This window comes from Shewanella sp. SW32 (assembly GCF_025653365.1).
Classification (GTDB): Bacteria; Pseudomonadota; Gammaproteobacteria; order Enterobacterales; family Shewanellaceae; genus Shewanella; species Shewanella oncorhynchi.
This window is the reverse complement of the sequence record NZ_JAKKSJ010000068.1, coordinates 1-12,160: the sequence shown is the minus strand read 5'-3', so window position 1 is coordinate 12,160 and position 12,160 is coordinate 1. Positions and strand designations below refer to the sequence as shown.

7 protein-coding genes and 3 pseudogenes are annotated in these 12,160 nt (G+C 45.8%); 5 read left to right on the top strand and 5 right to left on the bottom strand.

Annotation, left to right across the window (positions count from 1 at the left end; genetic code table 11):
* Positions 1-235: pseudogene (locus L5M28_RS23350) on the top strand (IS4 family transposase); the annotation flags it as partial.
* A gap of 87 nt (positions 236-322) precedes the next feature.
* Here L5M28_RS23350 and trmY read toward each other — a convergent pair.
* The 3 genes from trmY to L5M28_RS23335 form a co-directional block, all read right to left on the bottom strand.
* Entirely contained in the window at positions 323-919 is a 597-nt protein-coding gene (gene trmY, locus L5M28_RS23345; protein ID WP_006086220.1) for a tRNA (pseudouridine(54)-N(1))-methyltransferase TrmY, read from the bottom strand.
* A gap of 671 nt (positions 920-1,590) precedes the next feature.
* Positions 1,591-2,658 (bottom strand): ATP-binding protein, encoded by a 1,068-nt coding sequence (locus L5M28_RS23340; protein WP_263198603.1) that lies wholly within the window; start codon positions 2,656-2,658, stop codon positions 1,591-1,593.
* Positions 2,655-3,383: a response regulator gene (locus L5M28_RS23335; RefSeq protein WP_113940506.1), complete on the bottom strand. Its 729-nt coding sequence runs from the start codon at positions 3,381-3,383 to the stop codon at positions 2,655-2,657. The genes L5M28_RS23340 and L5M28_RS23335 overlap by 4 nt, the downstream gene beginning before the upstream one ends.
* 165 nt (positions 3,384-3,548) lie before the next feature.
* On the opposite strand from L5M28_RS23335, the gene L5M28_RS23330 reads away from it, so the two are divergent.
* Positions 3,549-4,706 carry an efflux RND transporter periplasmic adaptor subunit gene (locus L5M28_RS23330; RefSeq protein ID WP_263204497.1) on the top strand — a complete coding sequence of 386 codons (1,158 nt, stop codon included), beginning with the start codon at positions 3,549-3,551 and terminating at the stop codon, positions 4,704-4,706.
* Between the two features lie 16 nt (positions 4,707-4,722).
* A pseudogene (locus L5M28_RS23325) lies at positions 4,723-7,841 on the top strand (multidrug efflux RND transporter permease subunit).
* 466 nt (positions 7,842-8,307) lie between these two features.
* Here the strand turns inward: L5M28_RS23325 and L5M28_RS23320 are convergent.
* A complete protein-coding gene (locus L5M28_RS23320) occupies positions 8,308-10,077 on the bottom strand; it encodes a flavocytochrome c (protein WP_263204496.1) in 1,770 nt (589 codons plus the stop codon).
* 226 nt (positions 10,078-10,303) lie between these two features.
* On the opposite strand from L5M28_RS23320, the gene L5M28_RS23315 reads away from it, so the two are divergent.
* Positions 10,304-11,332, top strand: a complete 1,029-nt coding sequence (locus L5M28_RS23315; protein ID WP_263204495.1) for a porin — start codon at positions 10,304-10,306, stop codon at positions 11,330-11,332.
* 123 nt (positions 11,333-11,455) lie between these two features.
* Positions 11,456-11,941, top strand: coding sequence for a LysR family transcriptional regulator (locus tag L5M28_RS23310; protein ID WP_263204494.1), 486 nt, complete (start codon positions 11,456-11,458; stop codon positions 11,939-11,941).
* On the opposite strand, the pseudogene L5M28_RS23305 reads toward L5M28_RS23310, so the two are convergent.
* Positions 11,934-12,160 (bottom strand): annotated as a pseudogene (locus L5M28_RS23305) (ISAs1 family transposase); the annotation flags it as partial. The gene L5M28_RS23310 and the pseudogene L5M28_RS23305 sit on opposite strands and share 8 nt — an antisense overlap.

The following is a 12,160-nucleotide window of genomic DNA, read 5'->3' as shown; positions in this document are numbered from 1 at the left end:
CCTGTTAAGCCCATTGGCCTGGAAGTTGTTATGGCTAAAGACGGAAAAAAGCCAACCGCCCGAACAAGTCCCCAGTGTGCATTGGGCTTATCTAAGATTAGGAAAACTCGCGGGCTGGAATGACAGCAAACGAAGCGGAATTGTGGGCTGGGAAAGGTTATGGCAAGGATGGTTTAAACTGCAAACCATCCTTGAAGGTTACCAGCTAGCCTTGTCTCTTGAGCAAAAGATGTGATCAAGAGACAGATTAAAAAATGGGGCTCGACACACACGTTACCACAGGAATAGTCAGCGTTAGCAACGGATACATAAGACTCAGAGGCTATTGATTAATATCCAATTCATTATGGATCAATACCACGCACTGGGAAGCAAACAGCATCTTTGGCCCTAAGCTGATCTTTTGCGCACCGAGTCGTTTCAAGGTATTAAAACTTTTCTTCGGCATAGGAATATGATCGGTCAGCAAAAAGCACGGATTACCCACAAATTCTTGCTCACGGATTGAAGTGCCCTTCTTATCCATCATAAACAATTGATAATCCACCGCGAGGTCCTGTACCAGCTTTTCAAAACTGATGGTGCTCACAGTAATGCCCTCATCCACAACGCGAGTTTGCTCTTTCGTCATACCCCGAGAAATATCTAAGGCTTTGGCAATTTTAGTGAGCAAAGCTTGCTCGTGAAAACCACCAATATGGCAAATATTTCGAGTATCGAAGCAAATAGTGCGGGAAAAATCATGGGTACTTTCTAGCACCAAATAAACGACAACATCGTTTCGATGGGACTGAGCCACAAAAATAGTGTTCATCAGGGTATGAGCTAAAATCTCGGTATGCGCCTCTTGGCCGACAGAAGCCAAAAACAACTGACTGTCAGTAGGTGCTGATCTTGCTCGTAAAACAAACGCGCGCATAGGTAAATGTCCTACTCAATAATGTCTTAAATGCTAAATGGCGGATGCATATAATTTGTGAAATTGACGATTTCGCCTTGAAAATTTTTGCCTTTTGCCTTTTGCCTTTTGCTGTGCCAAAGCCAGCCTAATCACTCGAACTTGAACCTTAGTCGCAAGCAGCGTTAATCATATGGGCAGCGAAAAGATATAAAAAAACAAAACCCGTATAGCAATGCTAACACGGGGTTTTGTTTTACTTAACTGCTGGTTATTTTAATGATTAAAACAAACTAACAAAATGCATCTAATTTGGTCGGTATGAGAAGATTCGAACCTCCGCCCCCTGACACTCTATAACAGTAAACCGTTTAATCATAACCTGCTAAATTTAAACATAAATAATGTAATTTTGCACGTTTTAATTACCTCAACAATTTATGTACAGTTACACGCAAATGCGATATTAAGGCTACAAGTACAACAAATTGAGCGTATTCAAACAAAATAACATCCCATTAGTTGTAATCAATATCGGATAACAACCAATGGGATCTAGGGAATACCTACAATCCCTGCATTTTCCCGATTCAGCAATGTGCTCTGACGCGGTGGCCATACGTGCAGGAATCACTCAGCACGTCACCTTTCCTATAGATAATTCCAGCATCAGGACATAGTTAAGGGGAACCTTAACTTGCCTTAACAGGCCAAGAAAGAACGAATATTGTTCCTCCATGGCCCGATGGCTGGCAGACCACGTGGCCGCCGTGAGCTTCAGCAATTGTTTTGACCACTGCGAGGCCGAGCCCACTGCCACCACTTTTTCGAGAGCGAGACGGATCAATTCGGCGAAATGCCTCGAATATGTAGCTTGCTGCTTCATCAGGGATACCAGGGCCTTCATCTTCGACGCTGAGATAACAGCTTGCCCCCGAGCGGTAAAATCGTACAGTCAAAGTGCCAGGATCAGCATGCTGGCGTGCATTTTCCAGCAGCGCCATCAGCGCCTGCCGTATTCGTATAGCATCACAGTAAACTTTAAGTCTTGTATCGAGTTCCTGCTTTAGTATGAGTCCCTTAGCGTCTAATACCGCAGCGAAAGTCTCAATCACCGCACTAAGTTCCTCGGCTAAACAGACCTCATCCCGCTGTAACTCTAGATGACCACTGTCATTGAGGCTCAGCACTCGTAAATCTTCGATCAGGTGATTAAGGCCTTCAACCTGGCGTAACAGTCCCTCGAAGAGCTCACTGCTGGGGCTAAAAACACCTTCCGCTAACCCCTGCAACCGACCACGCAGAATGGTGACAGGGGTACGAAGTTCGTGAGCGATTGCCGCGTTCCAAAACTCCCGCTCGCGAGTCATATACTCTAGGCGCTCGGCCATAGCATTAAAGTCACTCACCAATTGCGCCGTCTCCCCCATCGCATGTTGGTCCATTCGCGCACGCGCGTTGAGCTTGCCTTGGGCGACTTCGCGTAGGCTATATGCCACAGAGTTAAGAGGAGTAAGAATGCGCCGTGACAGGCGAATGGCAACAAATAGCGCAATCCCCAATGCGGCTATGATAGTGCAAACTATCCATAGCATTTCCATCTGAGAAGGCATCCAGGTTTCAGATATACTGCCTGGCAGGTAGGCCACTGCAATGGCATAGAATACATAGGAGCCAAACACTGACAGGAAAATGATGCCTAATGTCATTACCGCTAAGGACTGGATAATTTGCCTGCGCAAACCCGGTGTTTGCCTCATACTTCACCACCAAAGCGATAGCCAACCCCCCAGACACTGAGCGGCACTCCTTGAATATTGAGGACTTCAAGCTTTTTACGTAACTTACTGATATGGCTATCTACCGTTCGTTCCTGAGTATCGCCCTCAGGCAAGCAATTAATTAACAGCTCCTCACGGCTAAAAGCACGTTTCGGTGTACGCATCAAGCAAGCGAGCAGTTTGAACTCGGTCAAGGTCAGATCCAGTGCTTGCTGCTGACCGTTACAGATTACGCTAGCCTCGTGGCTGTCTAAGTCGATTTGGAACTGGCCGACGCGCAACATTTGGGTATTTATAGGCGTGTTAGTGCGGGCGCGTCGCAGTACTGCCTGCACCCTAGCCACCACCTCAGCGGGATTGAATGGTTTAACCACGTAGTCGTCAGCACCGAGGCGTAACCCCATTAATTTATCGATATCCTGATCAAGCGCGGTGAGCATGATCACCGGCGTGTCACCACGGGTGCGAATTTCATTCAGTACATTCCAGCCATCGAGATTCGGCATCTGTACATCGAGCAGTAATAGATCGGGCTTAAATATTTGGTGCATGGCTAGCGCTTGGATACCATCGATAGCATGTTGAGTTCGCAGCCCACTGCGCTGCAAATAAGCGATAAGGATATCGGCAATCTCTGCTTCATCCTCTGCAATTAACACCAGTGCCGAAGTCATAGAACTTACGGACGCATTGAGATTAGCCATGGATTGCCCCAACGTTAAAATGGCTGAACTTTATCATCCCCTCCATACATTCTCCACAATGTCTCGAATAATTCGCAATACTGACTCGTCATAATTCAGCATTAGTTCTCTAGCGTTTGATAAAACGCCATTAGTGAGATCGCTGTACATTGAGGAGAGTAGGTTATGTACATCAAACAGCGGCACTTAAGCTTTGTGTTAGTTGTAGGAATTGCCGTGTTGGGATTGGTAGGTTGTGATTCAGCGGTACAGGATGAAGAGACAACTGCTCCGGTTCTAGTGTCAGTGATGACACTAGAGAACGAAGAACTATTGGTGACTGAAGATCTACCCGGTCGTGTCGCTGCGGTTCGCAGTGCTGAGATCCGCGCGCAGATTAGCGGCATAGTGCAAGGTCGTCTCTTCGAACAAGGCGCCGAGATAACATCTGGCACTGTGCTGTTCCAAATAAATCCAGCGCCATTTAAAGCCGATGTCGATATTGCTGCGGCAGCGTTACAGCGTGCCGAAGCGGTATGGATTAGGGCTCGTCAAGAAGCCGATCGCTTAGCCTCTTTGATACAAACCAAGGCCGTCAGCCAACAAATGCATGACGATGCGATTTCCCAGCGTGATCAGGCTGCCGCAGATGTAGCCCAAACCAAAGCGACGCTGGCGCGGCGTCAGTTAGATCTACAATTTGCCAGCGTCGAAGCACCAATCTCCGGACGTATAGATGAGGCATTAGTGAGTGAAGGTGCATTGGTCTCACCCACCGATGCCACACCCATGGCGAGGATCCAACAAATCGACCAAGTGTACGTTGATGTACGTTTGCCAGCATCAATGTTGGAGGCGATGCGTCAGCAGGCCAACTCTGGAGCCCCGGAGTTGGCTGTTGAGATCCTTAGCAGTAGTAGCGAGCCTCTTGGCATGCAAGGGCATATCTTATTTTCCGGCATTCAAGTAGATGCAGGTACTGGCGATGTACTGCTGCGCGTACTGGTAGATAACCCGCAGCATCGTCTGTTACCCGGTCTTTACGTAAAAGCTCGCATTCCACAAACTTACTATCCTACGGCTCTGAACGTGCCTCAGCAGGCTGTGACTCGCAAAGCTGGCCAACCCCAAGTGTGGGTGCTTGATGAGCAGGCTAAGGTGCAGCCTGTGGCAATAAAGGTCGATGAATTGGTGGCAGGTCACTATCACGTAGTATCCGGCCTAAGCGCTGGTCAGCAGATAGTTGTTGAAGGCATCGAACGCCTAAGCCCAACTGCGCAGGTCGTCGCGCGCCCTTGGCAACCTACTATTGCTAATCAGCAACTTAGCGCTGTCGTGCGCTGAATTTGGAGAAGTCGTCATGCCGCAGTTTTTCATCAACCGCCCAGTATTTGCTTGGGTGATAGCCTTATTTATCGTACTGATTGGCGTCATCGCCATTCCCAAATTACCCATCTCCCGCTACCCATCAGTGGCACCCGTGTCGGTGAGCATTTATGCCGCTTATCCTGGAGCCACGCCACAGACACTTAATGACTCTGTAGTAAGCCTTGTCGAGCGTGAACTATCGGGGGTAAAAAACCTACTGTACTTCGAATCATCGGTGGACAGCTCGGGCAGTGCACAAATAACCGCCACCTTCAAACCAGGCACTGATGCGGAAATGGCCCAAGTTGATGTGCAAAATCGTATTAAGGCTGTTGAACCACGCCTACCTCAAGTTGTACGGCAGAGCGGTCTGCAGGTTGAGTCGGCCGCTTCAAGCTTTTTGATGATGATTGGTATGACATCTCCAAACGGCCAATTCGACGAAATCGCGCTAAACGACTATTTAGCACGCAATATTGTCGAGGAACTGCGCCGAATCGACGGTGTTGGTCGCGTGCAATTATTCGGTGCCGAGCAAGCCATGCGCGTCTGGGTAGACCCGAATAAACTCACCGCCTATAGTCTGACAATGAACGACCTTGCTATCGCTATTGAGCAGCAAAACGCACAAATAGCCCCAGGGCGACTCGGTGATGAACCTGTCTTACAGGGACAACGACTGACGGTTCCCTTAACAGTGCAAGGACAACTCAGCACACCCGAGGAGTTCGCTGCTATCGTCCTACGTGCCGGTGCCGATGGCGCAAAATTGGTGCTCTCTGATGTGGCACGGGTCGAGCTTGGCGCTCAGTCCTATGGTTTTTCTAACCGTGAAAATGGTGTGGCGGCGACCAGTGCTGCTATCCAGCTCTCGCCAGGAGCCAACGCTGTACGCACAGCTTCTGCGGTACGTGAACGTCTAGCCGAACTGGCGCTGAGTATGCCTGCTGGCATGAGCTACTCAGTGCCATTCGATACCGCCCCCTTCGTCAAAGTGTCTATCGAAAAAGTAATCTATACCCTGTTTGAAGCTATGGCGCTGGTATTTATGGTGATGTTCCTGTTCCTGCAGAACCTGCGCTACACACTTATACCAGCTATCGTCGCGCCCATAGCGCTACTCGGAACCTTCGCGGTGATGTTACTGGCAGGCTTCTCAATCAACTCGCTGACCATGTTCGGCATGGTGCTGGCCATTGGCATTATTGTTGACGATGCTATTGTGGTGGTGGAAAACGTTGAGCGACTGATGGCTACCCAAGGACTGTCGCCGCGGGAGGCAACCTCACAGGCGATGAAGGAAATTACCGGCGCGGTGATCGGTATCACGCTAGTGCTGACCGCCGTATTCATCCCCATGGCCTTCGGTAGCGGCTCAGTGGGAGTGATCTATCAACAATTCACTTTGTCGATGGCGGTGTCTATTCTGTTTTCGGCCTTCCTCGCACTGACCCTAACGCCAGCACTATGCGCCACGCTACTGCGCCCAGTGAGTGCTGATCACCATCAAAAAGGCGGTTTCTTCGGCGCCTTCAACCGTGGATTTGAACAACTCACCGCAGGCTATAGTGCACGCGTAGCACGATTGGTTGGACGCAGTGGACGTATGATGGCGGCATTTGCCGTACTCTGCGCAGTGCTGATCCTCGCTGCTGGGCAATTGCCGTCGTCCTTTCTACCAGAAGAGGATCAAGGCTATTTCATGACCTCCATCCAATTACCCACAGGCGCTACCAGCGAGCGCACGCTGGATGTGGTCAAAGCCTACGAGGCGCACGTCGCATCGCGCCCAACGCTGGGTGCAAATATGGTAGTGCTGGGCTTTAGCTTTGCAGGCTCCGGCCCCAATGCAGCCATGGCCTTCACTATGCTCAAAGATTGGGATCAGCGTAATGGTGCTACGGCAGCCGAAGAAGCGGCACTGGCGCAGCAAGCTATGGCTGATAACGTTGAAGGCACAGTGATGACCATGATGCCGCCAGCCATTGACGAGCTGGGCACATCCTCCGGTTTCACTCTGTTCCTGCAGGATAGAGCCAATCGGGGCGAGGCTGCATTGATAGCTGCACAGGCACAATTGCTGGCACTAGCTGCCCAGAGCAAGGTGGTCAGCGATGTCTACCCAGATGGCCTGCCGCCCGGTGAGAGCATTAGCCTGAATATCAATCGGTCAAAAGCCGAGGCTATGGGTCTGTCCTTCGCCGCGGTAAGCAGCACACTTTCGGCGGCCATGGGATCACTGTATGTCAATGATTTCCCAAATAATGGACGTATGCAGCAGGTCATCCTGCAGGCCGACGCTACGGCACGAATGCAATTGGACGACGTGCTCAGCCTCCGCGTGCGTAATTCAAGTGGTGGCATGGTGCCTCTACGGGAAGTAGTGACGGCTGAATGGAAAGAGTCGCCACAGCAAATGATGCGCTTTCAGGGCTTCCCTGCTATGCGTATTTCCGGGGGTGCTGCAGCTGGCGTTTCCAGCGGCGCAGCGATGACCGAGATGGAACGCTTAGTGGCGCAATTGCCGCAAGGGTTCGCGGTAGCGTGGACGGGGCATCATTGCAAGAGCGCCAATCGGCGGCACAGGCACCATTGCTGATGTTGTTGTCCGCTCTGGTAGTATTTCTGGTACTCGCTGCATTGTACGAAAGCTGGTCGATCCCACTGTCGGTGATGTTGGTCGTACCGCTGGGGCTGCTGGGCGCGGTAGCGGCTGTAATGTTGCGTGATATGCCTAACGATGTGTTCTTCAAGGTGGGAATGATCACCATCATCGGCCTATCAGCAAAAAATGCCATTCTCATCGTCGAGTTCGCCCGCCAATTGCACGCCGAGGGCCATACGCTGATAGATGCTGCAGTGACTGCTGCACGCTTGCGTCTACGTCCCATTCTGATGACGTCATTGGCATTTACTCTCGGAGTAATACCCTTAATGCTTGCGAGCGGTGCCAGCGCCGAAACTCAACATGCAATCGGTACTGGCGTATTCGGTGGCATGCTCAGTGGTACCTTGCTGGCAATATTCTTCGTACCGGCGTTTTTTGTCTTTGTCATCGGCACACAAGAGCGCTTGAGTGCCTGGCTTGCGCGGCGTAATACAGCCAAATAGCCTCACCCGCTTTGATGCTCTGTAGGAAAGTCTAACAACACCATCCTATTGAGCATTAAAGCTGATCAATATATGTGTAATAATTTTAAACACTGGAAATATAGGTTCAGTGATAGTAATCGTTACTGCGTATCCGGCTTATGGTTCCGACGCTCATATCTGTAATCGGTTCTCTAAGAAGCCGTGCGATGCTGGACTCGCCGACAGTGTATTATTCGATTCATCGACAGAGTAAGTACAATTCGCCAATATTCCCGCGTTATCTAAAAAGATGAAGCCATCGAAAAGTGAGCAAAATCCATCAAATCTAATTCTACCGACAAATAAAAAAGAGAGGCTAAATTAGCCTCTCAAAAAATAGCAGGGGAGCACTTTAACTTAAGCAATAATTTTATTGCTAATATTTACGATGAATAAAACTTGAGATGTTGTGAGAGACAATAACGAGTCTCTCACTGATTTAGCGTTACTTTGTATTTAGAGCATGTTTAGCAGCATTTGTCCCAGCGATTTTACCGAAAATCACAGTATCAGCGACAGCATTACCACCCAGTCGATTATACCCATGAACACCACCGGTCACCTCTCCCGCCGCAAATAAACCTTTGAGCGGTTGGCTTTGTATATCGAGTACTTCAGCTTTAGTGTCAATGGCAACTCCCCCCATAGTATGATGGATGCCAGGAGCAACTTTTACGGCATAATAAGGAGATTTTTCTATTGATAGCGGCATCTGCTCACGGTTAAATGCCTCATCTTTACCCTGTTTGAAATAATGGTTGTAGTTTGTGATAGTTTTGTCTAAAACACTTGGGGTCATTCCTGTTATTTTTGCAAGCTCTGCAACAGTATTGGCCTTTTCAAGCATTTCTAAATGATCATACCCCTGAACCATTTTAGCTTTTTTATATAATTCATTATCAAATACTAGCCAAGCATATTGTTCAGGTTGTTTTAGAATGGCATCAGAAGCTTTATCTCGAGTCGTTAATTCATTGATAAAGCGATTGCCTTCTTTATTAACCATTATAGCCCCGACACCTCGAACCGTTTCTGAAATTAATATACGGCTATCTTTTCCTACTGTTGGATGCGTCTGGATCCAATCAATATCAGTCATACTTGCACCGACTGCTTTAGCAAGTTCAATACCATCCCCAGTTGAAGTGATATTATTTGAACTTGTCATGCCTTTAAATGTAGGGCGATAAAAAGCAATCATTTCTTTGTTAAACCCATAACCACCTGTGGCTAAAACAATCGACTTAGCAGCAACCATATAGTGACCAGAGTGTTTACCGTGGATGACAACACCCACAATTTTTTGTTCATCATCAACAACCAATTTAACAACTTTGGAGTTGAGTCTTGTATCAACCCCTTCTTTATCTGATGCTTTTCTTAGTACATCAATAATATGTGGACCAACACTTAAACCACCAGATGGACGATGTGTTCTATCGACTCTAGCGCCGCCAGAGCGTTTTAAATCATCCATATTGGCGCCCAAAGATTCTAACCATTTAATGCCATCAGCCGATTGCTCCGCTAATATTTGTACCAATTTAGGGTCGTTAGCATATCGACCGCCTTTCATTGTATCTTCGACATACCATTCGATTTTATCATCGACTTTATGATCTTTTTGCTGAACTGTACCCACAGCATTATACCCGCCTGCGGCGAGCATAGAGTTACCACCACTAAATGGTGCTTTATCAAGCAATATAACGTTAGCCCCCGCCTTTTTAGCTGCAATCGCAGCATTAAACCCAGCACTACCGGCTCCAACAACAATCACATCCGTTGTTTCTTTAGGACCTGCAGCTATCGCTTTATTTATGGCTTCATTATCCCAACCTTTGTCCCACGGTTCTTTAGATTTGGCTTTATTAAAAGGCATGTCGAGCCCTTTAAATGAATGACATTCATTACAATATAATTTTGGTTGTTCATGTCCTTTATGACAAGACGTACAATTAATATCACCTAAGTGTGAAGAATGTGGGTCAATTTCTAGTTTGGGATTTGCTAGTTTTCCATAATCACCATGACAGGATTTACATTGTTTATTTTCAAATGTCTCGCTATCGCTCACTTTATTGGGTGCTGTATGGCAGGTTTTACAACCATTAACATCTTTATGGAATGATGCTAAATCATTTTTATTATCAGCAGCCCATGATGACGCCGTTAAAATCGAACAGACAATAATACTCAAGTATTTTATCTTCATGCAATTCTCCAGTTTTTATTTTGGTAAGATTTGGCGTGATGATAGTTTCTTAATTTTTTTAAATAGTGACATTGAGCAATAAATTGAAATTGTTAAATATAACTTAACACACTTTAAGTTATGCTTAACTTGATGTTTTTGTTGATTAGATGTGATCTAAAGCGGAGATGTGTTTGCTTAAATCTCTAATATGACATTGCTTTTACATTCTAAAAAGGTGATGTCGATGAAAAATGCTAAATATCTTGGTTTTAGTTTTATTTTAATTTGTTCAACTCCAGCTTTATCTGAGCCATTAGATTTTTATGGAAGACTGTGGCTTGGTGTGGCCAACTCAAGTAATGGTCTTTCTGGTAACGAGAAAGTTGATGGATTTTCCCTTGAAAATTATGCATCATATTTAGGCGTTAAAGGTGAGTATAGTGTATATGATAATTTTAGCTTGTTATATAAATTTGAAGCAGGGATAGAAAGCTTTGATAACGATGATTCTAATATTTTCAAACCGAGGAACTCTTACTTAGGTTTTAAAACTAACTATGGCTCGGCTGTTTTCGGAAGAAATGATACCGTTTTTAAAAGTGCTGAAGGTAAAGTGGATTTGTTTAATATTACCTCAAGCGATATGAATATGATCATTGCAGGTAACGATAGATTAGGCGATTCGATAACATTAAATAGCGCTAAGGTCGCTGGTGTTACTATGGGTATCAGTTATGTTTTTGATAAGGATTTTAATCAAAAAAATCCAGAACTTTCTGATAAACAAAACAATTATGCAATTAGTTTTTCCCTAGGCGATACAGCACTTAAAAAGAATAGTCACTATATTTCAATAGCCTACGCTGATGGATTGAACCAGTTAGAGGCAACAAGACTGGTGGGTGGTGTTGCTATTTCATCCGTAAAATTGGGGGCTATGTACCAGCGCTCTGAGTCAAGTATTTATGATAATATTAAAGGTAACTCCTACCTGTTAAGTATGGTTGTTCCTATTAATAAATATGATATAAAATTTCAATATTTAAAAGATGATGCTGGGCTGGGTAAAGTGACAAAAAATGCCGGAGCAGATCTAAAAACACTAAAAGAGAGTGATGCAAGTCAATATTCAGTAGGCGTTGATTTTAAGGCTCAAAAGGATTTGACTTTTGGAGTAGGTATTTCCTATTTTGATGGTGACTATACTGACGCCAAAGGACATACTGAGTTTGATGACACTCTCATTTTTGTATCTACAAGATATCTATTTTAACCTCTATAGATAAAGCGGCTACATAGCCGCTTTATAAAAACCAGATATTTATCATGTTAATTATTTATCGTTTTAAACTATTATACTGCTAGTATAACTGATTTTCCCCTCGCGGAGCATTTGATGCGGATAACATTAAGACAATTGATGATCTTTAAAGCCATACATTCTGAGAGGCAGATCTCAAAAGCGGCAAAAGTACTTCATATGTCAACGCCTGCTGTAAGTATGGCACTTAAAGAATTAGAAAGCTCTTTAGGCTGCAGATTATTTGAGCGAGTGGCGGGAGGTTTGGTTGTAAATGCGCATGGAGAAATAATATTACCTTATGCTAATGAAATGCTATCCAAGGGAAAAGAGTTAGAAAATATATTTTCATTCCCTGAACATGGCATTAAGGGGACGTTAACCATTGGGAGCAGCAAGACTGCTGGTAACTATGTATTATCTAAAAAAATTCCATTATTTAAGAACCAATATCCCGATGTAAAAATAAAACTAGTCATTGATAATAGTTTAGTTATTGAAAAAATGGTTTCAGAAAAAGAACTAGACTTAGGCTTTATTGATGCTAAACCCGCCAGGGTGAGATTACGAGTGGTCATTTAATAACCACACTCATGCCGGCTTCAAGCACCGCATCCAAATAAGCCTCATTCATCAATGCCTGACGCTGCTTTCTTCTGATACTCATTTTTCGCTTCTCAGCGCGTAACATATTCAAACCAAAGTGTCGCATCGTGGCAAGATTAGTCGCTGCATTACCACGGTATATCTGGCACGCATCCTCACCTAAACTCACATCCAGCACCCAGTGCAACTGGTTTT

Bases quoted from the DNA above. Each gene is read 5' to 3' on its own strand.
- L5M28_RS23335 (WP_113940506.1), bottom strand. From the start codon at position 3,383: ATGGCTAATCTCAATGCGTCCGTAAGTTCTATGACTTCGGCACTGGTG.
- L5M28_RS23340 (WP_263198603.1), bottom strand. From the start codon at position 2,658: ATGAGGCAAACACCGGGTTTGCGCAGGCAAATTATCCAGTCCTTAGCG.
- L5M28_RS23330 (WP_263204497.1), top strand. From the start codon at position 3,549: ATGTACATCAAACAGCGGCACTTAAGCTTTGTGTTAGTTGTAGGAATT.
- L5M28_RS23310 (WP_263204494.1), top strand. From the start codon at position 11,456: ATGCGGATAACATTAAGACAATTGATGATCTTTAAAGCCATACATTCT.
- trmY (WP_006086220.1), bottom strand. From the start codon at position 919: ATGCGCGCGTTTGTTTTACGAGCAAGATCAGCACCTACTGACAGTCAG.
- L5M28_RS23320 (WP_263204496.1), bottom strand. From the start codon at position 10,077: ATGAAGATAAAATACTTGAGTATTATTGTCTGTTCGATTTTAACGGCG.
- L5M28_RS23315 (WP_263204495.1), top strand. From the start codon at position 10,304: ATGAAAAATGCTAAATATCTTGGTTTTAGTTTTATTTTAATTTGTTCA.